The sequence below is a fragment of the Xenorhabdus sp. SGI246 genome (assembly GCF_040838225.1).
GTDB lineage: Bacteria > Pseudomonadota > Gammaproteobacteria > Enterobacterales > Enterobacteriaceae > Xenorhabdus > Xenorhabdus indica.
In genome coordinates, this window is record NZ_JBFPEZ010000008.1 from 1 (window position 1) to 23,558 (window position 23,558).

The 23,558-nt window shown below is 43.0% G+C and carries 18 protein-coding genes and 2 tRNA genes; 14 read left to right on the top strand and 6 right to left on the bottom strand.

The annotated features are described in order from the left end of the window. The first annotated feature begins 67 nt into the window (after positions 1-67). Positions 68-144, top strand: a tRNA-Asp gene (locus ABLA85_RS03080). An 8-nt stretch (positions 145-152) separates the two neighbouring features. Next, positions 153-228 (top strand) — tRNA-Trp (locus ABLA85_RS03085). A 159-nt stretch (positions 229-387) separates the two neighbouring features. Here the strand turns inward: ABLA85_RS03085 and hdfR are convergent. Next, positions 388-1,224 carry an HTH-type transcriptional regulator HdfR gene (gene hdfR, locus ABLA85_RS03090; protein ID WP_367961251.1) on the bottom strand — a complete coding sequence of 279 codons (837 nt, stop codon included), beginning with the start codon at positions 1,222-1,224 and terminating at the stop codon, positions 388-390. A gap of 116 nt (positions 1,225-1,340) precedes the next feature. Here hdfR and ABLA85_RS03095 point away from each other — a divergent pair, with 116 nt between their 5' ends. Continuing rightward, a complete protein-coding gene (locus ABLA85_RS03095; RefSeq protein WP_367961252.1) occupies positions 1,341-1,679 on the top strand; it encodes a DUF413 domain-containing protein in 339 nt (112 codons plus the stop codon). A 56-nt stretch (positions 1,680-1,735) separates the two neighbouring features. Here ABLA85_RS03095 and ABLA85_RS03100 read toward each other — a convergent pair whose 3' ends face one another. Further along, complete coding sequence (locus tag ABLA85_RS03100) at positions 1,736-3,262, bottom strand: YifB family Mg chelatase-like AAA ATPase (RefSeq protein ID WP_367961254.1); 1,527 nt, start codon at positions 3,260-3,262, stop codon at positions 1,736-1,738. A gap of 565 nt (positions 3,263-3,827) precedes the next feature. Here ABLA85_RS03100 and ABLA85_RS03105 point away from each other — a divergent pair. From ABLA85_RS03105 to ilvA, 6 genes are all read left to right on the top strand, one after another. Next, the gene (locus ABLA85_RS03105) at positions 3,828-3,920 is read left to right on the top strand and encodes an IlvGEDA operon leader peptide (protein WP_145956602.1); all 93 of its coding nucleotides are present in this window, start codon (positions 3,828-3,830) and stop codon (positions 3,918-3,920) included. Between the two features lie 138 nt (positions 3,921-4,058). Beyond that, a complete protein-coding gene (ilvG, locus tag ABLA85_RS03110) occupies positions 4,059-5,705 on the top strand; it encodes an acetolactate synthase 2 catalytic subunit (protein WP_367961257.1) in 1,647 nt (548 codons plus the stop codon). Then, complete coding sequence (ilvM, locus tag ABLA85_RS03115; protein WP_038268543.1) at positions 5,702-5,959, top strand: acetolactate synthase 2 small subunit; 258 nt, start codon at positions 5,702-5,704, stop codon at positions 5,957-5,959. The genes ilvG and ilvM overlap by 4 nt, the downstream gene beginning before the upstream one ends. A 24-nt stretch (positions 5,960-5,983) precedes the next feature. After that, positions 5,984-6,910, top strand: coding sequence for a branched-chain amino acid transaminase (locus ABLA85_RS03120; protein ID WP_367961260.1), 927 nt, complete (start codon positions 5,984-5,986; stop codon positions 6,908-6,910). 97 nt (positions 6,911-7,007) lie between these two features. Beyond that, positions 7,008-8,858 (top strand): dihydroxy-acid dehydratase, encoded by a 1,851-nt coding sequence (gene ilvD, locus ABLA85_RS03125; protein ID WP_367961262.1) that lies wholly within the window; start codon positions 7,008-7,010, stop codon positions 8,856-8,858. Continuing rightward, positions 8,858-10,408, top strand: a complete 1,551-nt coding sequence (gene ilvA, locus ABLA85_RS03130; RefSeq protein ID WP_367961347.1) for a threonine ammonia-lyase, biosynthetic — start codon at positions 8,858-8,860, stop codon at positions 10,406-10,408. Before ilvD ends, ilvA begins: the two co-directional genes overlap by 1 nt. Positions 10,409-10,463: 55 nt before the next feature. Here ilvA and ilvY read toward each other — a convergent pair whose 3' ends face one another. After that, the gene (gene ilvY / locus ABLA85_RS03135; RefSeq protein WP_367961263.1) at positions 10,464-11,360 is read right to left on the bottom strand and encodes an HTH-type transcriptional activator IlvY; all 897 of its coding nucleotides are present in this window, start codon (positions 11,358-11,360) and stop codon (positions 10,464-10,466) included. 185 nt (positions 11,361-11,545) lie between these two features. Between ilvY and ilvC the strand changes: the two genes are divergently transcribed. Further along, complete coding sequence (ilvC, locus tag ABLA85_RS03140; RefSeq protein WP_367961265.1) at positions 11,546-13,024, top strand: ketol-acid reductoisomerase; 1,479 nt, start codon at positions 11,546-11,548, stop codon at positions 13,022-13,024. A 73-nt stretch (positions 13,025-13,097) separates the two neighbouring features. Here ilvC and ABLA85_RS03145 read toward each other — a convergent pair whose 3' ends face one another. Further along, positions 13,098-14,213, bottom strand: coding sequence for a class II histone deacetylase (locus ABLA85_RS03145; RefSeq protein ID WP_367961266.1), 1,116 nt, complete (start codon positions 14,211-14,213; stop codon positions 13,098-13,100). Positions 14,214-14,724: 511 nt separating this feature from the next. Between ABLA85_RS03145 and rep the strand changes: the two genes are divergently transcribed. Beyond that, positions 14,725-16,755: a DNA helicase Rep gene (gene rep, locus ABLA85_RS03150; RefSeq protein WP_367961268.1), complete on the top strand. Its 2,031-nt coding sequence runs from the start codon at positions 14,725-14,727 to the stop codon at positions 16,753-16,755. Positions 16,756-16,871: 116 nt separating this feature from the next. Here rep and gppA read toward each other — a convergent pair whose 3' ends face one another. Beyond that, a complete protein-coding gene (gene gppA / locus ABLA85_RS03155; protein ID WP_367961270.1) occupies positions 16,872-18,374 on the bottom strand; it encodes a guanosine-5'-triphosphate,3'-diphosphate diphosphatase in 1,503 nt (500 codons plus the stop codon). Positions 18,375-18,416: 42 nt separating this feature from the next. Beyond that, positions 18,417-19,700 carry an ATP-dependent RNA helicase RhlB gene (rhlB, locus tag ABLA85_RS03160; RefSeq protein ID WP_367961271.1) on the bottom strand — a complete coding sequence of 428 codons (1,284 nt, stop codon included), beginning with the start codon at positions 19,698-19,700 and terminating at the stop codon, positions 18,417-18,419. A 119-nt stretch (positions 19,701-19,819) separates the two neighbouring features. On the opposite strand from rhlB, the gene trxA reads away from it, so the two are divergent. The 3 genes from trxA (at position 19,820) to wecA (ending at position 23,546) form a co-directional block, all read left to right on the top strand. After that, the gene (gene trxA, locus ABLA85_RS03165) at positions 19,820-20,161 is read left to right on the top strand and encodes a thioredoxin TrxA (RefSeq protein WP_367961273.1); all 342 of its coding nucleotides are present in this window, start codon (positions 19,820-19,822) and stop codon (positions 20,159-20,161) included. 689 nt (positions 20,162-20,850) lie between these two features. Further along, positions 20,851-22,110 carry a transcription termination factor Rho gene (gene rho / locus ABLA85_RS03170; RefSeq protein ID WP_047680026.1) on the top strand — a complete coding sequence of 420 codons (1,260 nt, stop codon included), beginning with the start codon at positions 20,851-20,853 and terminating at the stop codon, positions 22,108-22,110. A 347-nt stretch (positions 22,111-22,457) separates the two neighbouring features. Next, entirely contained in the window at positions 22,458-23,546 is a 1,089-nt protein-coding gene (wecA, locus tag ABLA85_RS03175) for a UDP-N-acetylglucosamine--undecaprenyl-phosphate N-acetylglucosaminephosphotransferase (RefSeq protein WP_367961275.1), read from the top strand. Positions 23,547-23,558: the final 12 nt, after the last annotated feature.

The following is a 23,558-nucleotide window of genomic DNA, read 5'->3' on the forward strand; positions in this document are numbered from 1 at the left end:
GGCACTGCCAGACATTTATTTAAAGATGTTGCCGGTACAAAAGGCAGCATGCAAAAAGCAATTCGGTGGTGCGGTAGTTCAGTTGGTTAGAATACCGGCCTGTCACGCCGGGGGTCGCGGGTTCGAGTCCCGTCCGCACCGCCACCGTATTTAGGGGCGTAGTTCAATTGGTAGAGCACCGGTCTCCAAAACCGGGTGTTGGGAGTTCGAGCCTCTCCGCCCCTGCCAGTTAATAACTAGTAATAATTGAATAGTTTTCAGATTAATAGCCCAGCTAATTTTAGCTGGGTTTTTCTTTTTTATTCGTGGCATTATCAAAATCAGATCGCCATACACATCCGCTTAGATCTCCGGTACACTACCCTTAAGACTTTTCATAAAACGCTATCAGCTTATTGCAGGTGCTTTTTCAACAGGTATTTTTAATAACTGTTGGATTAATGCATGCTGGTCACTATTTTGCAGCCAGACGGCATATAGAGGCCGTTTGATTGGCTCATTATTGGGAGCTGTGATGAGATTAGGGTAATCATCAAGCCAGTGTATGGGCAAGAATGTCGCAGCATTTACACTATCTAATAATTCTCTGGCGATATGGGCCGAAGTGGTTGTAATGATTGGTGGATGATCATTTTTCAAAATCTGTTGTTCTTGCTGATGAAAATCAGCTCCCCACTCAAGTTTGATGTAATTTTCTATACCTTGTTTGAGATTATGTTGGGTTGTTAATAAAACAAGTTGGATACTACCGATCACCTGACTTTGGAATTCGTCCATTTTTGGAGGCTCCGTTGTGATTAAAAGATCTAATTCACGCGAGTGCAATTGCTTGACTAAAGACTGACGTGTAGAGACTCTTGATTCGATTCTCATTCCTTGATTATCCCGATAAAACATATTTAACCAAGGAGTTAGGTAGGCTTCCCATAGGGATGCTGTAGCACCGATAGAGAGCTTTGTATGTTGTGAGACGTAGTTGATCTCTTTCTTTGCTAACTGCCAAGTATTCATTAACGATTCTGCATAGGGGACAAGGCGCTCGCCAGCCGCAGTCAGGCGAATATTATTGCGATGTCGTGTGAATAAATTAGCACCTAACTGGTTTTCTAGTTGTCGGATACGAAAGCTAACGGCGGATTGTGTTAAATAGAGTGATTCAGCTGCCCGACCAAAGTGACGAGTCTTACTGACTTCCAAAAAGGTTTTCAGTAATTCGGTGTCCACATGCATCTCCAATAGTTTTTGTCGTTAAGATTTAAATATTTTGTTTTACAGAATGTCAAGCCTCCCTAATACTCCGCGCCATAATTAGTATGACTGTAGAGTTAGGAGTGTGTCAGATGGCTGAAAGCTTCATCACGACTAATCGTTTTTTTGATAATAAAAATTATCCACGCGGGTTTTCTCGTCACGGGGATTTCACCATTAAAGAGGCCCAATTGTTAGAACGTCATGGTCATGCGTTCAATGAATTGGATCTTGGCAAACGTGAACCACAAACAGACGAAGAAAAATTGTTTGTCGCCGTTTGCCGTGGTGAGCGTATCCCTGTAACAACAGAGGAAAAAGTATGGGCTAAGTATTTGGCGAAAATTAGCCGTCCAAAACGTTTCCATACTCTTTCCGGTGGAAAACCACAGTTAGATCCTTCTGAGGACTATACTGATTCTGATGATTAATATCATCATTGGGATGATGGGTCCATCAAGAGGGGCGAATTAGCCCCTCTTCTACGTTATCCAACCTGTTTTTGCAACTGAATAAGTAACCTATCCATGCTTCGGTAACTGAGCGCTTCCATAATATCCGGCCTTTCTATTCTCTTTTGCTCTTTCAAATCTGCAATCGTACGTGAAACCTTTAATATCCGGTGCCAGGCACGTACAGATAGCCCCAATTTTAGTAAAGTGTTTTCTAGAAAAACGGCATCTTCCATTTTTAGTTTACAAATACATTCAGTTTGTTGGCGATTAAGATGTGCATTTACATGCCCATACCGCTCTATTTGTATGTTTCTGGCATCTTGTACTCTCTTTTTGACTTCATGGCTACTTTCACCATGTTTTGTTGATGATTGACTCAAGATACCCGGAGGAAGTAGAGGAACTTCAATGGAGAGATCGAAACGATCTAAAAAAGGACCTGAAAGTTTGGAAAGATAGCGCAATATTTGTTGTGGACTACTGCGATTGTGTAATCCCTGATGATATCCTGTTGGGCTTGGATTCATGGCCGCAATCAATTGGACTTGAGCAGGAAAACAAACTTTTGCCCTTGCACGAGATATGATAATTTCGCCAGATTCTAGTGGTTCACGTAATGCATCAAGGACACTCCGGTTAAATTCGGGTAATTCATCCAAGAATAAAACGCCATTGTGTGCAAGTGAAATTTCCCCGGGTTTAGGGATTGAGCCTCCACCAACGAGAGCGGCCATTGATGAACTATGATGAGGCGCTCTAAACGGTCGTATATGCCATTTTTGGGGATTAATTGACTGACCGACCAGACTATTGATAGCCGCGACTTCCAGTGCTTCCTGATGAGTTAGAGACGGTAATAGGTCGCATAACCGACTGGCTAGCATTGTTTTACCTGTACCGGGGGGGCCAAGTAGCAGAAGATTGTGGCCACCTGCGGCAGTGATCTCCAGAGCACGCTTGGCTTGTTCTTGTCCAATAATGTCTCGTAGATCTAACAGTGGTGGCTCATTTTGTGGAGCAACAGGGGAAGGAGAAGATAATATTGCTTTTTCGCCATGTAAAAAATGGCAAACTTGTAGTAAGTGATTGGCTAATAACGTTTCGCTTTGGGATAAGATAGCTAATTCTGTTTGATTTTCCGTGGATAAAATCAATTGCCTACCTGCATTTTTGGCACTGAGTGCTGCGGGAATGGCTCCCGTAATTTTACGTATCTCACCTGAAAGTGCTAACTCTCCCAAAAATTCATAATTATGCAATTCATTTGGCGGAATTTGCTCTGAAGCCGCCAAAATTGCGATAGCGATAGGTAAATCATATCTTCCTCCTTCTTTGGGAAGGTCTGCCGGAGCCAAGTTAACTGTGATTCTTTTTGGTGGATAGGTAAAACCGCTATTGATCAAAGCACTTCTGACACGATCTCTGGCTTCTTTAACTGTCGTTTCCGGCAAACCAACCAGTGTTAAACCGGGTAAACCGTTACTTATGTGTGCTTCTATTGTGACGATGGGAGAATCAATACCTATTGTGGCCCGTGTATAGATGATAGCGAGTGTCATGTGCTCTCCTTAGCAAGAAAGTAATTATCATGAATTGATAAAAAATAATAAAAAGTCTCCTTTTGCTATTTTGCGAAGGCACTCGAAAATATATTTGTTTTTTTATTGTTCCTTAAATTCATTCATTAACAATATATTGTTATTTATTGTTTTTTTTGTTTATTGATAACCTTTGATGAGTATGTAAAATAAATTCATACGGTATTATCATTTAGTTGATTATTTTATTAATTAGCTAAACTAATTAGCTGATTTTATTTTTTGTTTATAATGATACAGCCGCATAAAAATGCCTCTTTTAACATTTATGTTTTGCAATTAGGTGATTAAATTGTATTTGTGTAATTTATCTTATTAATTATTTTATGAAACATATAGATAGTAATTTTTTATCTTCATTAAAGGAATGAGCGCTGTTAACTTTGCTGAACTTGTATTTATCCATATGAAAAATATGAATAAAATTATTTTTCAAATAAAAAATTAAAATAATGATTGTCAACAATTATAGAAAGTGATACTTGTAAAATATACGTCGAACATATGAATGAGAATGAAAAGAGTTATGAGTAAATTTGTTCTAGTGATTAGCCTAATTATTAGCGTGGTAGTGATTATTCTACCGTGCGGGGCTGCACTTGAACGAAGGAAGGCGTAGACAGAAAGATAGCCAGATTTCACGAAGAAGCCCCCGCACCGAAAAGGAGCGGGGGCTTTTTTTTACACATATCAAAAAACGAACATAAAACAACATCACAACAGGCTACTGACAGAGTAAACGCGATAGGAGGATGATATGAATGGGGCTCAATGGGTTGTACAGGCATTACGAAAGCAGGGAGTTGAGAAAGTTTTCGGTTATCCAGGCGGAGCTATCATGCCTGTGTATGATGCTTTGTATGATGGCGGTATTGAACATTTGTTGTGCCGCCATGAACAAGGAGCGGTTATGGCTGCCATTGGTTATGCAAGGGCAAGTGGTAAGCCCGGAGTTTGCATCGCGACATCAGGGCCAGGCGCAACAAATTTGATTACCGGGTTGGCTGATGCTTTGTTGGATTCTGTTCCTGTCGTTGCTATTACTGGTCAAGTAAGTTCTGAAGCTATCGGTACAGATGCTTTTCAAGAAATCGATATGTTGGGACTTTCTCTTGCCTGTACCAAACACAGTTTTCTAGTGGAGTCGCTGGAAAAATTGCCTCAAGTTATGGCCGAAGCCTTTGCCATTGCCACGGAAGGCCGTCCTGGCCCCGTTTTAGTGGATTTACCGAAAGATATTCAGTTAAAACAAGGCGAATTCACACCTTACTTAATGCCCGTCGTTGCCCTATCTTCTCTGCCTGAACGTGAACTGGAACAAGCTCGCCATATGATGGCTTGTTCCAAAAAACCTATTTTGTATATCGGTGGAGGCGTTGGAATGTCAGATGCAGTGCCTGAATTACGCCGTTTAGTGGCAGAAACGGGGCTGCCTGTTGTTTCTACACTCAAAGGATTGGGGGCTGCGGATACTGAGCATGAATGTTATTTGGGGATGTTGGGAATGCATGGCACAAAGGCTGCCAACTTCGCGGTTCAATCCTGTGATTTGCTTATTGCTGCCGGAACTCGTTTTGATGACCGGGTAACCGGGAAATTGAATACCTTTGCTCCGAATGCCAAAGTCATCCATTTAGATATCGATCCTGTTGAATTAAACAAGTTGCGTCAGGCACATGTTTCATTATTGGGGAATTTAAAAACTTTATTGCCTCATTTACAGCAACCTTTGTCGATCAAGGCATGGCAACAAGAAGTGAAACAGTTAAAAAACGAACATGCATGGCGCTATGACCATCAGGGGGACAGTATTTATGCTCCCGCACTGTTAAAACAGATATCTGAGCGCAAGCCATCTAATACTGTTGTGACCACCGATGTGGGACAGCATCAGATGTGGACTGCTCAACATATGACATTCGATGGGCCTGAGAATTTCATTACTTCCAGTGGGTTGGGCACGATGGGATTTGGTATCCCGGCAGCGATTGGTGCACAAATGGTTCGTCCAGAGGATATGGTCATTTGTATATCCGGTGATGGCTCTTTCATGATGAATGTTCAGGAATTAGGCACCATCAGACGCAAAAAATTGCCTATCAAGATGGTCTTGTTGGATAACCAGCGTCTGGGAATGGTTAAGCAATGGCAGGAATTATTTTTTGATCAACGCTATAGCGAAACTATCCTAACCGATAATCCTGATTTTATTACCTTAGCAAAATCCTTTGATATTCCAGGCCAACACATTACAGACAAGTCGCAAATCAATACAGCGTTAGATGCCCTTTTCAACAGTGAAGGTCCCTATTTACTACATGTATCCATTAATGAATTAGAAAATGTTTGGCCATTGGTTCCACCTGGCGCAAGTAACGCAAATATGTTGGAGAGATCATTATGATGCAGCATCAACTTGCTATTCAGGCACGATTTTGCCCTGAAATTCTTGAAAGAATTCTGAGAGTTACCCGCCATCGTGGTTTTCAGATATGCGCATTGAATATGGATCATACAATAGATAGTGATAATGTAAGTATTGAACTCACTGTCGCCAGTCAGCGTCCTGTGAATTTGCTTTTTTCCCAGTTGATGAAGCTGGTTGATGTTGCTGATGTTGAGATACAACACAAAAAATCACAATTGATAAGCGCATAGTGCGCATTTGAAGGAAACAAAAGAATGACAAAGCAAGCTGATTATATTTGGTTCAATGGGGTAATGGTTCCCTGGGCTGATGCAAAAATACACGTTATGTCTCACGCCTTGCATTACGGAACGTCAGTATTTGAAGGTGTCCGTTGTTACAACTCGCACAAAGGGCCTGTTGTTTTTCGTCATCGTGAACACATGCAGCGCTTGCATGACTCAGCCAAGATTTACCGTATGCCCGTAAGCCAGAGTGTTGATGAATTAATGGAAGCTTGCCGTGAAACACTCCGCAAAAACAAATTAGTCAGCGCTTACATTCGCCCATTGGTTTTTATTGGTGATGTGGGAATGGGGGTAAATCCTCCTGCGGGTTATGAAACAGATGTCATTATTGCCGCTTTTCCGTGGGGAGCGTATCTTGGAGAGGAAGCACTGGAACAAGGCATTGATGCGATGGTTTCTTCATGGAACCGTGCTGCGGCAAACACAATTCCAACAGCGGCAAAAGCGGGTGGTAATTACTTATCTTCTTTGCTGGTGGGGAGTGAAGCCCGGCGCCATGGTTATCAGGAAGGGATTGCTTTGGATGTTCATGGCTATATTTCAGAAGGTGCGGGTGAAAACCTATTTGAAGTCAAAAATGGTGTTTTGTTCACTCCGCCATTCACTTCTGCTGCGTTACCGGGGATCACACGAGATGCCATTATCAAACTGGCACAGGATCTCGGTCTGGAAGTTCGTGAGCAGACCCTTTCCCGCGAATCACTCTATCTGGCTGATGAAGTCTTTATGACCGGAACAGCAGCAGAAATTACTCCAGTCCGTAGTGTAGATGGTATTCAGGTTGGAATTGGTAAATGTGGGCCTGTCACCCAAAAAATTCAGAGAGCCTTTTTCGGCCTATTTGATGGTTCGACAGAAGATAAATGGGGCTGGTTAGATCCAGTGAATCCTTAATAACCTGATTCCTTTATAACTAAGATAAAATTTAACAGGCGGCTCGTTCCCCGCCTGTTTTCTGATGCTGATTAGATAGACATGGGAGTAAAAAATAATGCCTAAATATCGTTCTGCCACGACAACTCATGGCCGCAATATGGCAGGGGCTCGTGCTTTATGGCGTGCTACGGGGATGACTGATGCGGACTTTGGTAAGCCCATCATCGCCGTTGTGAACTCATTTACTCAATTCGTGCCCGGACATGTTCATTTGCGGGATTTGGGCAAGCTGGTGGCTGAACAGATTGAGGCATCCGGTGGAGTTGCAAAAGAATTTAATACCATTGCAGTTGATGATGGCATCGCAATGGGGCATGGAGGAATGCTTTATTCTCTGCCTTCCCGTGAGCTGATTGCCGATTCGGTCGAATATATGGTGAATGCACACTGTGCGGATGCGATGGTATGTATTTCCAACTGTGACAAAATCACACCGGGCATGTTGATGGCATCACTTCGTTTGAATATTCCGGTTATTTTTGTTTCAGGAGGCCCGATGGAAGCGGGTAAAACGCGGTTATCCGATCAGATCATCAAGTTGGATCTGGTTGATGCGATGATCCAGGGGGCTAATCCGAATATCAGTGATGAACAAAGTGAGCAAATTGAACGTTCTGCCTGTCCGACCTGTGGTTCTTGTTCCGGTATGTTTACTGCGAATTCAATGAACTGTTTGACAGAAGCACTGGGGCTTTCGCAACCGGGTAATGGATCGTTACTTGCTACACATGCAGATCGTAAGACCCTATTTATCAACGCGGGTAAGCGCATTGTTGAATTAACAAAACGTTACTATGAACAAAACGATGGTAGCGCTTTGCCACGTAATATTGCGACCAAAGCTGCATTTGAGAATGCCATGACACTGGATATTGCGATGGGGGGATCGACAAACACTGTTCTGCACTTATTGGCAGCGGCTCAGGAGGGTGAAGTTGATTTCACTATGGCAGATATTGATCGTCTGTCTCGTCAAGTGCCCCATTTATGCAAGGTGGCGCCAAGTACTCAAAAATACCATATGGAAGACGTACATCGAGCGGGTGGAGTGATTGGTATCCTTGGTGAGCTGGATCGTGCTGGATTGTTGCATCGAAATGTGAAAAACATTCTGGGCTTGGACTTACCACAAACGTTGGCTCAGTACGACATTATGCTGACAGGAGATGACGGTGTTAAGAACATGTACGCGGCGGGGCCAGCAGGAATTCGTACTACCCAAGCATTCTCACAGGATTGTCGTTGGCCATCTTTGGACACAGACCGGAAAGAAGGGTGTATTCGTGAACGTGCTCATGCTTACAGCCAAGATGGGGGACTGGCTGTGTTGTATGGTAATGTTGCCGCGGACGGTTGTATCGTGAAAACTGCAGGAGTGGATGAAAGTATTCTCACTTTCCGTGGTCCTGCTAAAGTTTATGAAAGTCAGGAAGATGCCGTAGACGCGATTCTGGGCGGAAAAGTTGTAGCGGGAGACGTTGTGGTGATTCGTTATGAAGGTCCGAAAGGTGGTCCTGGTATGCAGGAAATGCTCTATCCAACCACTTACCTAAAATCAATGGGATTGGGAAAAAGCTGTGCTTTGATCACTGACGGGCGTTTTTCAGGAGGTACATCAGGGTTATCGATTGGTCATGTTTCTCCTGAAGCAGCTAATGGTGGCTTGATTGGATTGGTTCATGACGGCGATATCATCAATATTGATATTCCAAACCGTAAAATCCAGTTGGATGTCAGCGAAAAAGATCTGGCTAAACGGGAACAAGCTGAATTATCGCGAGGCGATAATATGTGGACACCTAAATCCCGAAAGCGTCAGGTCTCTTTTGCATTGCGGGCTTATGCTTCATTAGCGACCAGTGCTGATAAAGGAGCTGTACGTGATAAGACTAAGTTGGGGAGTTGATTGTGGCGGTTTATCCTCTTAATACTGAACCTAACGGAGCGGAATATCTCAAAGCCGCACTGAGTGCACCAGTTTATGATGTTGCTCAAGTCACCCCATTACAGGAAATGAAAAAAATCTCTGCTCGTTTAGAGAACACTATCTTGGTTAAACGAGAAGATCGTCAGTTGGTACACAGCTTCAAATTGCGTGGCGCATACGCAATGATTGCCAGCTTAACGGAAGAGCAAAGAGCTAAGGGTGTGATCACCGCATCTGCGGGCAATCATGCACAAGGTGTCGCATTATCAGCCAGTAAGGTTGGAGTTAAAGCCACTATAGTGATGCCGATAGCTACAGCAGATATTAAAGTTGATGCAGTACGCAGTTTTGGTGGTGAAGTGCTATTACATGGTGCAAATTTCGATGAAGCGAAAGCAAAAGCGATTGAGATGTCAAAAGAACACAGCTACACCTTCGTGCCACCATTTGATCACCCTGCTGTGATTGCTGGTCAGGCAACTTTGGCGATGGAGCTTTTACAGCAAGATGTTCATCTCGATCGCATTTTTGTTCCCGTTGGTGGTGGTGGGTTGATTGCTGGTATTGCCGTGCTCATCAAACAACTCGTACCAGAAATGAAAGTCATTGGTGTGGAGGCTGAGGATTCGGCCTGTTTGAAAGCCGCGCTGGAAGCCGGGCATCCCGTTGATTTATCGAGAGTCGGGTTATTTGCAGAAGGTGTTGCCGTTAAACGTATTGGTAATGAAACATTCCGTTTATGTCAGCAATATGTTGATGATGTGATTACGGTAGATAGTGATGCCATTTGTGCAGCCATGAAAGATATTTTCGAAGATGTCAGAGCGATCGCAGAGCCTTCCGGAGCTTTGGCGCTGGCGGGGTTGAAGAAATATGTCCAGCAGCACCAGATTAAGGGGGAGCGACTCGCACATATTCTTTCTGGCGCTAATGTGAATTTTCATGGTTTACGTTATGTCTCCGAACGTTGTGAGCTAGGGGAGCAGCGTGAAGCTTTGCTGGCGGTAACTATTCCTGAGCAAAAAGGCAGTTTCCTGAATTTCTGCCAAATACTGGGTGCCCGCTTTGTGACAGAATTCAGTTACCGTTATTCAGATGCTGCCGCCCCAGATAAAGCCTGTATTTTTGTCGGGATACGATTGGGACGTGGAAATGCTGAACGTATTGAAATCATTGAAGAACTAAAAACTGCGGGATATCAGGTATCTGATTTTACTGATGATGAAATGGCGAAACTGCATGTTCGTTATATGATTGGTGGAAGACCACCCAGACTATTGCATGAGCGGTTATTTAGCTTTGCTTTTCCCGAATCACCGGGAGCATTGTTGAAATTTTTGCAAACATTAGGAGCACACTGGAATATCACACTGTTTCATTATCGTAGTCATGGCACAGATTACGGACGTGTACTGGCCGCCTTTGAATTGTCAGGATCGGAAATCTGTTTTGATCGCCATTTAGATGAGTTGGGTTATGAATACCATGATGAGACTGATAATCCCTCGTTTAATCTGTTGTTGAAATAGAAACAGTTAATATTATGAGAAATAGCACTTTTTAGAGTGCTATTTTTTCATGGGATCACGTTATTTCATTAGATAATAATCCCCAAAATGCCTTTATCAGTGGTTCATGCAGCCGCTTGCCAAGAGCACAAACCCCTAATTCGAATGGTTCAACCAACGAAATATTTTCCAACAGTAATATACGGTTGCGTACCGGCTCTGGGCTATTTTCAACGACAACCGCGGGGATTAACGCAATACCACAACCTAAAGCGACCATGGAAACAATCGCTTCATGACCAGAAACTGTAGCATAAATCTGTGGATGGTTAATTTTATGCCGGCGGAACCAAAGCTCAATACGCTTACGGGAAGGTCCGTGTTCCGGCAAAATGAATGGGATTGCGTTCCAGTCTGGTTGCTCTTGTGTAGCAAACGTTCGTACTGCACAAGGCAAAGAAGGAGCAATCAGTACTAGCGGAATTTCACCAATCTTGGTAAAGCGGACATTATCAGGCAGTTTTTCTGGTTTACCTGCAATGCCCAAATCTGCTTCTTCAGATTGCACCTTATAAACAGCGTCTGCGGCATCCCCCGTTGTCAGTTTAATTTCCACCAAAGGATGTTCGGCCCGAAATTTATCCAGAACTTGTGGCAGATGGCTATAAGCGGCAGTGACCGAACAGAAAAGGCGTAATTCTCCTGTTAAAGATGGGCTTTGGTGATTCAGTGAATGGAGTAATTGCTGATATTGCAGCAGAGTTTGTTGGGCAAATTGCTTTAATTGCTCCCCTGCGAAGGTCAGTTTTACTGTCCGATTATCTCGCAGAAATAGTGAGTGCCCCAATTGTTCTTCAATGCGTTGAATTTGGCGTGAAAGTGTGGATGGACTGACATGCATGGCTTTAGCTGTACGACCAAAATGACAACTTTCTGTAAGATGCAAAAACAGTTTTAGATCACGTAAGTCCATCGTTCTTTTGCCTTTTTCTGGGTTTTTTTGCTATATATCCGTCGTATGGTGGACGATTGTTACAAAAAAGACATGTTGCGTAAATTGCAATATAGTCTTGTCAATATATCAATTTAAGCAATGGATTTCATGTCATATATTGACTTTATGCAAACAACATCACACCTAATTATATCGGAGTCACCATGGCTAATTATTTTGATACATTGAACTTACGCCAGAAATTGGCGCAGTTAGGCAAATGTCGTTTTATGACACGGGAAGAATTTGCTGACGAGGCAGGGTATTTAAAAGGCAAGAAAGTGGTGATTGTCGGCTGTGGTGCGCAAGGATTGAATCAGGGGCTGAATATGCGTGATTCTGGCCTGGATATTGCGTATGCTCTGCGTAAAGAAGCCATTGCAGAGAAACGTGCATCATGGCGTAAGGCAACTGAAAATGGTTTCAACGTCGGCACATATGAGGAATTGATCCCACAAGCTGATTTGGTCATTAACCTGACCCCAGACAAACAGCACTCTGCGGTTGTACAGGCCGTTCAGCCGTTAATGAAAACCGGTGCGGCTTTGGGGTATTCCCACGGTTTTAATATTGTCGAAGTGGGTGAGCAGATCCGTAAAGACATCACGGTTGTGATGGTTGCTCCGAAGTGCCCAGGAACGGAAGTGCGTGAAGAATATAAGCGTGGCTTTGGTGTTCCTACTCTGATTGCTATCCATCCGGAAAATGATGCAAAAGGCGAAGGCATGGCAATTGCGAAAGCATGGGCAGCCGCAACTGGCGGTCATCGAGCAGGAGTTCTGGAATCCTCTTTTGTGGCAGAAGTGAAATCTGATTTGATGGGTGAGCAAACGATTTTGTGTGGGATGTTACAGGCGGGTTCCCTGTTGTGTTATGACAAGCTAGTGGCTGATGGCGCAGATCCAGGTTATGCGGGTAAATTGATCCAGTTTGGTTGGGAAACTATCACTGAAGCCCTGAAACAAGGTGGCATTACCTTGATGATGGACAGGCTCTCTAATCCAGCAAAACTGCGTGCTTATGCCCTTTCTGAACAGTTGAAAACCATTTTAACTCCACTGTTCCAAAAACATATGGATGACATTATTTCTGCTAAATTCTCTTCCACTATGATGGCTGACTGGGCGAATGATGACAAAGATCTGCTGACCTGGCGTGCAGAAACAGGTCAAACGCCATTCGAGAACTATCCTGATTACAACGGTCATATTAGCGAGCAAGAATACTTTGATCATGGCGTACTGATGGTTGCTATGGTTAAAGCCGGGGTAGAACTGGCATTCGATACAATGGTAGATTCAGGCATTATTGAAGAATCCGCTTATTATGAATCACTACATGAACTGCCATTAATTGCGAATACCATTGCCCGGAAGCGTCTCTATGAAATGAACGTAGTGATTTCTGATACGGCAGAATATGGTAACTACTTGTTTTCCTATGTTGCGGTGCCATTATTGCAGGAAAAATTCATGCCAACCCTACAAACCGGGGATTTAGGCAAGGCCATTGTTGATAAAGGTATCGATAATGGCCAATTACGCGATATTAATGACGCTATCCGTAACCACCCAATTGAGGTTGTAGGCCGGACTTTACGTGGTTATATGACAGATATGAAACGTATTGCTGTCGGCGGATAATACCTACTGATAATGCCAATCTATTGTATGCCCGATATTCGGTATTGTGTATCGGGCATAATTTTAATCTCAGTTACAGGTTAAATCTTTGTTTCAGTTCATCAATTTCCTGGCGCTGGAATGTATCAAAATGTTCTCTCGGTTGTTGAGCCGTAATCATGTTCAGTAAAGGATCCTGAACTTGGGTGCGGACACCGCTCAATTCTTCCAGTACGGCCAAACCACAGAACGGTACATAAAGTTCGGAATAACCACCTTCATGTACGACAACCAGTTTGCCATCGCATAATGCATCTGCTGCCTGCTGTATTTTACGCGTCATTTCCCGGAAACTCTCACTATGGAGCTGCATTCTGGCAAGTGGATCTAAGGCGTTGGCATCATATCCACAGGCGACAATAATCAATTCGGGTTGATAACGCTGTAATGCGGGAAGAACGATTTGATCCATAGCATACATATAACTATTGTGCCCGGCTCCTGCCATGAGTGGAATATTGATATTGAAGCCTTTTCCTTTACCTGCACCGATATCATCTTCACCACTGTACCCTTCGGGGTAACAACCATCCTGATGCAATGAAATTGTCAAAACATCATCACGTTCCCAAAAGATATGTTGTGTTCCGTTACCGTGATGAACATCCCAGTCAACGACTGCGACCCGGCCAAGCCCAAACTGCTTTTTGGCCCGCTCAATGGCAAGGGGGATATTGGCAAGGTAACAAAATCCCATGGCTTTATCTGGCAGACAATGGTGTCCGGGTGGACGGGACAGACTATAAGCGTTGTCCAGTTCACCATGCAGAACGGCTTCCACTGCCGCACAGGCTAATCCAGCAGATAATTTGGCGATTTCATAACTGCCTGGTCCTACAAAGGCTTCAGAACCAAGCATACCTGTACCATAATCGCTCAGCGACTTAAAATTCTGTAAGTACGTATCTGAATGGATAAGCTTTAAGGTTGTTTCATCAATAGGATCAGCCCCTAACAGTTGTAATGAGTGGCTTAAGCCAGAAACATCCATTAAATTTTTCATTCTGCGCTTAGTTTCTGGTGACTCGGCATGACCTGCTCCGGATGGTGGTTGTACCCATCCGCCAACTGGAAGCGTTACGACGTGTTGTAATCCGGTAGTGTGCCAGAAACAGCTTTCATCAAAGAAAAAACCTGTTTTGCGTAACATATTGTATCCTCTTTGGCTGACTATTTTAAAAATAAAAAATTTATTATTGCTATACCAATCAAACAGATCAAACTGATGTTATTTTTACAATGCTTTGATAACTACTATTACATATAGGAAAGTAATAAATCTATGGAAGAACAGTGAATATGGTCACTGCTAAAATAATTATTTTTGATTGATGGATATCATGATTAATGAGTAATTGAAAAAAGATAATATAATTAATTGGATAGAGTTTGTTGTTTATTGTTTATTCATTTTAAAATAAGGCTATTTATTATTTTTTTGCAGGCTTTCCATTGAAAATGGGGTGTTGTTATATTTTTATTTCTGTTATTTTAATACATCTTTTACGCATACTTCCATCTTGTGAAAATAGCTAACTGAAGTAGATTGATTATTTTATTTAGTAGTAACTCCTTGCTGTAAAGAAAATCTCCTTCCTGTGCTGCTTTCTGCTACAATTTCGCTCCTTGATCTTTCATCCTGACATAACCTTCAAAACAGTATGCGATTAAATCCTAGCCAACAACAAGCGGTTGAGTTTGTCACAGGGCCTTGTTTGGTTCTGGCGGGTGCAGGCTCCGGTAAGACCAGAGTTATCACCAATAAAATAGCCCACTTGATCCGTATTTGTGGTTATCAAGCCCGTCATATTGCGGCTGTGACTTTTACCAATAAAGCCGCACGCGAAATGAAAGAGCGTGTAGCCCAAACATTGGGTCGTAAGGAAACTAAGGGATTAATAATCTCAACATTCCATACGTTAGGGCTGGAGATCGTCAAGCGTGAATATAAAGCACTTGGAATGAAGAGTAACTTTTCTCTGTTCGATGATCAGGATCAAATGGCATTGTTGAAAGATCTGACCGCGGATTTATTGGAAGAAGATAAAGATCTACTACAAAAACTCATCTCAAATATCTCCAACTGGAAGAATGACCTGATGTCACCGGAACAGGTGATGAGACAAGCTCGTTCAGCTCAAGAACATCAGTTTGCAGAGTGCTATCGTCGTTACGATTTACATCTGAACAGTTGCAATGTTCTTGATTTTGATGATCTGATTACTAAACCAACACTGTTGTTAATGCGGGACGAAGAAGTCAGGGAGCGTTGGCAAAACAGAATTCGTTACTTGCTGGTGGATGAATATCAGGATACCAATACCAGTCAGTATCAACTGGTGAAGTTACTGGTAGGTAACCGGGCGCGTTTTACCGTTGTCGGTGATGATGACCAGTCAATTTATTCATGGCGCGGTGCTCGTCCACAAAACCTAATCCTGCTAAAGGAAGATTTCCCACAGCTCAATGTGATCAAGCTGGAGCAGAATTATCGCTCATCAGGGAGAATACTGAAATCGGCAAATATCCTGATTGCGAATAATCTTCATGTATTTGAGAAGAAACTTTTTTCTGAGTTGGGCTATGGCGATCCTCTACGTGTGATCGAAGCAAATAATGAAGATCATGAAGCTGAGCGCGTCGTAGGGGAATTGATCGCTCATCACTTTATCAATAAAACCGAGTATAAAGATTACGCTATTTTATACCGTGGTAATCATCAATCCCGTATCTTTGAAAAGATGCTGATGCAAAACCGCATTCCTTACCGCATTTCTGGTGGAACGTCGTTTTTTTCCCGGCCGGAAATTAAGGATTTGCTCTCTTACCTGCGAGTAATAACTAATCCTGATGATGACAGTGCATTTTTACGGATCGTCAATACCCCACGTCGGGAAATAGGGCCAGTGACGATTCAGAAATTGGGAGAATGGGCAAAGCAGCGTAACAAAAGCTTGTATCATGCCAGTTTCGACCTTGGTTTAGAGCAGAATTTGTCCAGTCGCGGATTGGCTGCTCTACAGCGTTTTACCCACTGGATGGATGAAATTTCCTGTCAAGCAGAGCGTGAGCCATTGTTGGCCGTAAGGGATTTATTACACGGTATGGATTATGAAAGTTGGCTGTATGAGAACTCCCCTAGCCCTAAGGCTGCTGAAATGAGGATGAAAAATGTCAATCAGCTTTTCACTTGGATGAGTGAAATGCTTGAAGGTGATGATCTGAATGAACCCATGACACTTTCTCAGGTTGTGGCTCGCTTTACTTTACGGGATATGCTGGAGCGAAGTGAAGAAGATGAGGAACTGGATCAGGTTCAGCTTATGACGTTGCATGCTTCCAAAGGCCTGGAATTTCCTTATGTTTTTCTGGTAGGAATGGAGGAAGGGTTATTACCACATCAAAGCAGTATTGATGAAGATAATATCGAAGAAGAACGGCGTTTGGCTTATGTCGGTATTACCCGTGCGCAACGGGAACTCTTTTTTACCCTCAGTAAAGAGCGTCGTCAGTATGGAGAATTGATCCGTCCTGAACCGAGCCGATTTTTGTTAGAGTTGCCACAAGATGATCTGGATTGGCCACAAGGTAAGAAAATCATTAGTGCAGAAGAACGTATGAAACGGGGGCAATCACGTCTTGCGGATATCAAATCCCGTTTTGGCCTTGGACAAAAAAATAGTGGTAACTAAGCAGGTTAATATCCTTACCCCAGTTTCATCACCAGTGATGTTACTGGGGGCGCTTTTCCTTCGTTTTTTCTTGTAAGTGAAGAGTTATTAGAATGCATCATTACCGTAAATTGGAATTATTCTGCTTCAATAAATTGCTCTTCAATAACTAGTGGCCATTGACTATAACTTTGCCATTTGACTTCTTGCTGTAATGTTTCGGTACTGAGAGGATGTTGTGTTTGCCATTGATGGGGGAGAGTAATAATAAGTATGTCATTTTCTGCCCGCAAACGCAGAGTTGTTAAAGAATCATCCCGCCGACAGCTAGCAAAGATAATGGCAAGGCGCAATAAACGGCATAACCGCAGTGCCAGTAAGGTCGGTAACGCATTTTGTTGACTTAATGATGCCAGATTGATGGAGCCACTTTGATTTTTCGACAATGTCGCTAGTAAGCGCTTTTGAGCAGGAGTATAGCCGGGTAGGTCTAAGTGGCTGATCAGATAAGCAGAATGAGCTGGCCCTTGACGAAAATCGATACACAAGCCGATTTCATGGAGCAAACAAGCGCTGACTAACAGTTCCCGACATCGCTCATCCAATTCCCACGTCTTAGCGATTTGTTGAAAAAAAGACTCTGCTAGTTGTCTGACTCGCTGTGCTTGTTCGGTATCGACCTGAAAGCGTTGTTGAATATCTTGTAAAGTTCTGGCACGGATGTCTCGCTCGACAGGAAGTTCCAGCATGCCATAAACCAGCCCCTCACGCAGTGCACCTCCTGCCAGAGTCATACTCTCGATACCTAAAGCCTGAAAGATAGCAATCAGGATTGCCAAACCACTTGGAAAAACCAATGCCCGCTCTAGTGTCAGGCCATCTATCTCCAGTTCTTCCAGTTTTCCGCATTCAATCGCCTTAGATTTAAGCTGTTGCAATTTGGACAGGGTGATAAGTTCATCCATACCTTGGGCAATCATGATCTCCTGGAGAGCCTGCACTGTACCTGATGCTCCGACACAAATCTGCCAGCCTTGTTCTAGAAGAGCTGTGATAACAGGAGTAAGAATATGGTGAGCGGCTGTTTCTGCTTTAGCAAAGTTCTCTTCTGTCAGACTGCGATCATTGAAATAGCGCTCGAGCCAGGTAACACAGCCCATTTCAAGGCTGAATAACTGTGTAGCCTTTGCACCAGTACCTGTAACGAGTTCTGTACTGCCGCCACCAATATCCACCACGAGGCGTTTTTCCGGCCCACCTGTAGTGTGGGCAACACCTTGATAAATCAGCCGAGCTTCTTCTTCACCTTTGATGACTTTAACCGGAGTACCTAATATTTTAGAGGCCTTACCAACAAATTCATTGGAATTTTCGGCAAGTCGCAATGTTGCTGTAGCGACAACGCAGATCTGTAGAGTAGGGATATCCTGCAAATATTCTGCAAAAAGGCGAAGGCATTGCCATCCCCGCTCCATTGCCTGTTGGGATAAATGGTTATTTTTATCCAACCCAGTGGCCAGCCTGACTTTACGTTTAATGCGGGCGACCACTTGAATACTATCGGATACTTTGCGGACAACCAGCATATGAAAACTGTTTGAGCCTAAATCGATAGCGGCATAGAGCGAAGAACTCAGCATTTTGTTATTCCAGAATTATGTTAATCAGCCTGAACATTACGGTTACGAATTGCGTTTACGATTATGAACAGTATTACCACGGCGCGTCATATTGGTACGGCGCGGATGTCCTCCTGAACGTGCGCGGTTGCGGCGTTTGGGCACTGGTAAATCTTTCAGTAATGCATCGCTGTTATATTTGCTCATAGGGATCTGATGCTGGATATATTCTTCAATGGCTGGCAGGTTCAGCGCATATTCTTCACAGGCCAGACTGATTGAATGGCCGCTTTCGCCGGCACGGCCAGTTCGGCCAATACGATGAACGTAATCTTCACAGTCATCCGGTAAATCATAGTTAAACACGTGTGTTACGGAAGGAATATGCAGCCCACGTGCAGCAACGTCGGTGGCGACCAAAATATCCAGATTACCCAGACTGAATTCTTCCAATATGCGCAGGCGTTTTTTCTGTGCTACATCACCTGTCAGCAGGCCGACACGATGTCCATCGGCAGCCAGATGAGCCCAGATATCTTCACAGCGGTGTTTGGTATTCGCGAAAATAATGCAGCGGTCAGGCCACTCTTCTTCCAATAAGGTCTGTAACAGACGCATTTTTTCTTCATTAGAAGGATAAAAAAGCTCTTCCTGGATGCGGTGCCCGGTTTTCTGCAATGGTTCCACTTCCACATATTCAGGATTGTTCATCTGTTCGAAGGCCAGTTCACGCACCCGATAAGATAGGGTAGCGGAGAACAACAGATTCATGCGTTCAGTTGCCGTAGGCATCCGACGGAATAACCAACGGATATCTTTGATAAAACCGAGATCGTACATGCGATCGGCCTCATCCAGTACAACAACTTGAATAGCACCAAGATTGATATATCCCTGTTTGGCGTAATCAATAAGACGACCTGTTGTGCCAATGACGATATCAACGCCAGATTCCAGCACCTTTAGCTGTTTATCATAGCCATCTCCACCGTAAGCTAGCCCCATTTTTAACCCTGTGACTTCAGCTAGCTCTTCTGCATCAGAGTAGATCTGAACGGCCAGCTCACGGGTCGGAGCCATAATCAACGCTCTTGGTTGATTGGTTTTATGCTCCGCCTTGGCGGGATGAGTCAGTAAATAATGAAAAGTAGACGCCAGAAATGCGAGCGTCTTGCCCGTTCCGGTTTGTGCTTGCCCCGCAACATCTTGGCCTTCGACAGTAAAAGGCAATGTTAGCGCCTGTATCGGTGTACAGTTGGAAAACCCTTTTTTATTAAGGGATTCAATGACTTTGGGGTGCAATGCGAAGTCGGAAAACTTCTTTTCTGTCAAATGTGTTTTGCTCATAGTGTGGTAGAATATCAGCTAACTATTGCTTTAAGAAAGTGTATCCGCTGAAATAAAGACACCTTATATTGGTTAATGTACACTGATAACGTAAAAGATTTTACTTTGGAGTCCAAATAATGAGTGAAAAGATTGTGAATGCTGGTGTTATTCATCTGGCTGACAGTGACTTTAATGGAGATAAACTGAAATTAGATGGTGTCGTCTTGGTTGATTTCTGGGCTGAATGGTGTGGCCCTTGTAAAATGGTTGCTCCTATTCTGGATGAAATTGCTGTTGAGTATACAGGTAAACTGACCGTTGCTAAATTGAATGTTGATGATCATACCGAAACTGCGCCGAAATTCGGTATTCGTGGCATTCCGACAATGATTTTGTTCAAAGACGGCGAAAAAGTTGCGGTGAAAGTTGGAGCTTTGTCAAAAACTCAACTGAAAGAATTTTTGGAACCACACTTCTAACTTAGAGTTAGCTCACAGTAATTAGGGGCGTTTAGCAGATAAAGTGATTTATCTTATTGACAGCTAGACGTCCGCAACGAAGCATGGTAAGTTAGCTGCCACGTGCTTATATGAAACATGCGTTAGAAAGATTCTCATAATTTATATGAAGAATTGACACCAGGCATGTTACATACTAAACAATCTATAGTGTCTGATAAATCTGTTATCTCTGGATCACCTTGAAATATCTGATAGCATATCGTATTTAGTAGAGTATCTGAAAGCATATATAGTGAGCCATTCAGTATATAGCTTGGTGCTGAAGACGTCTTTATGCTGAACATCCCGATGATGTTTTCGTACTGGGCGTTTTATGTCGAAGTCTTCTTTTACTGAATTTTTTTGCTGAGATAATGTTTACTAAGACAATATTGTTAAACAGTATTTGCTGAAACATTACTTACACTGAGATAGCTCTTGTATTGAAGTTAATCACATTTCGTTATTGTTATCTTGGTTGTGTTTTAACAGTTTGTTAGCCTTATTTTGAAATCAATTAGCGTACTTCAGACTATTGCCTTGTAATATAAATTAATATGTTAAGGGGTTGTATTTGTTTTGGGTACAAATAAACAGGCACCGATAACGCTGCCATACCATTCACGTTCATAGTTCGAGATATACCCCGAGTTAAAGAACCCACCATTATGAATCTTACCGAATTAAAGAATACGCCGGTATCAGAGTTGATCACTCTCGGCGAAAATATGGGGCTGGAAAACCTGGCTCGTATGCGCAAACAAGATATTATCTTCTCTATCCTCAAACAGCATGCGAAGAGTGGAGAAGATATTTTCGGAGATGGTGTGCTGGAGATATTGCAGGATGGATTCGGTTTCCTCCGCTCAGCAGACAGCTCCTACCTTGCAGGTCCCGATGATATCTACGTTTCTCCTAGTCAAATTCGCCGTTTTAATCTCCGCACTGGTGACACCATTTCAGGTAAAATCCGCCCACCAAAAGAAGGTGAACGTTATTTTGCTTTGTTGAAAGTTAATGAAGTTAACTTCGATAAACCTGAAAATGCCCGTAGTAAGATCCTGTTTGAGAACTTGACTCCTCTCCATGCTAACAGCCGGTTACGTATGGAACGTGGTAATGGTTCTACTGAAGATTTGACTGCTCGAGTTCTGGATTTGGCAGCGCCTATTGGTCGTGGTCAGCGTGGTCTGATTGTTGCTCCACCAAAAGCGGGTAAGACCATGTTGCTGCAAAACATCGCGGCTAATATTGCCCACAATTATCCAGATTGCGTGTTGATGGTGTTGCTGATCGATGAACGTCCGGAAGAAGTCACCGAGATGCAGCGTCTGGTAAAAGGTGAAGTTATCGCTTCTACTTTTGATGAGCCGGCTTCCCGCCACGTTCAAGTGGCTGAAATGGTGATCGAAAAAGCAAAACGTCTGGTTGAACACAAAAAAGACGTTATTATCCTGTTAGACTCTATAACCCGCCTGGCCCGTGCCTATAACACCGTTGTTCCTGCTTCCGGTAAGGTATTGACCGGTGGTGTGGATGCAAACGCGCTGCATCGTCCAAAACGCTTCTTCGGTGCGGCACGTAATGTTGAAGAAGGTGGTAGCTTGACTATCATCGCGACAGCTTTGGTTGATACCGGTTCTAAGATGGATGAGGTTATTTACGAAGAATTTAAAGGTACAGGTAACATGGAGTTACACCTGTCCCGTAAGATTGCGGAAAAACGTGTTTTCCCTGCTATCGACTATAATCGCTCTGGTACACGTAAAGAAGAGTTGCTCACTGCGCAAGACGAATTACAGAAGATGTGGATATTGCGCAAAATCATTCATCCGATGGGTGAAATTGATGCAATGGAATTCCTTATTAACAAGCTGGCTATGACAAAAACAAACGAAGAATTCTTCGACTTTATGAAACGTTCGTAGTCTGTAAACAAAAATTCGCACTCCATAAATAAAAATAGTTAAGCGATCACTTCTTCAAAACGCCACTTTTTGTGGCGTTTTTTATTGATGGTTTAATTTAATCGTAAAGATGGCATGTATTTTGCTTTCCTTTTTTTAGATACGTGTTCCCTTACGGTGCTTCATAGATACTCCGCAAATAATGATTGATCACGATCTATGACTGTCTTTACTAATGTGTAAATTTCCTACATTGTAGGCATCTTTTTGTTGACTAGATACTTATTGAGTGAGTTTGATATTAAAGGAAATATAAGAGTCAATGAATACTAGATGACCTACTGTTATTTTTGCAGAGAGTTATTATTGTGAATATTCCCAGTATAGCTGCTGAAATCTTATGCGTATTTATATTCTCATTTATATTTTTGTTTGGGGCGCGTAAGTTAGCACAGCGGATCGGTCTTGTTGATAAGCCTAATTATCGTAAATGTCATCATGGGGTAATACCTCTGGTAGGGGGAATATCTATCTTTTTGGGGATTTGTTTTGGTTTTGCTATAACAAAAGAATTTATCCCTCATAAGTGGGTGTACTTATCTTGTGCGGGGGCATTAGTTTTTGTTGGTGCATTGGATGATCGCTTTGATCTTAGTGTAAAAGTCCGGGCAACAATTCAAGCTTTAGTAGGCATTAGTATGATGTATTTCTCTGGGCTTAAGTTAGAAAGTTTGGGGGATGCGTTTGGACCATGGGAGATGGTATTAGGCCCATTTAGTTATGTGGTTACTCTGTTTGCGGTTTGGGCTGCCATTAATGCTTTTAACATGATGGATGGCATTGATGGTTTATTGGGGGGATTGTCTTGCATCTCTTTCGGTGCATTAGGTATTTTGCTTTATGAAAGTGGCAATACTGCTTTGGCATTTTGGTGCTTTGCGTTTATAGCCGGGATATTGCCTTATATTTTTCTCAATCTGGGCCTGCTTGGTAAACGCTTCAAAGTCTTTATGGGGGACGCTGGAAGTACACTGATTGGTTTCACCATCATTTGGTTGTTGACTGAGGTGACCCAAGGGGAAAATCGCTCTATTAACCCTGTGACAGCATTATGGATCATTGCTATCCCATTGATGGATATGGTTGCGATTATGTACCGCCGACTGCGCAAGGGCATGAGTCCATTTTCACCGGATCGTCAGCATATTCATCACTTGATCATGCGCGCAGGTTTTACTTCCCGTCAGGCATTCGTCTTAATTACTGCGGCAGCAGCTTTACTGGCCGGAGTAGGCATTATAGGTGAACGGTTAAGTTTTGTGCCTGAATGGGTAATGTTGGCATTGTTTTTGCTTGCATTTATATTGTATGGCTATTGCATCAAAAGAGCATGGCGGGTTGCTCGTTTTATCAAACGATGTAAACGTCGGATGCGTCGGGTTGCAAGCCATCATTAAAAAATAATCGGC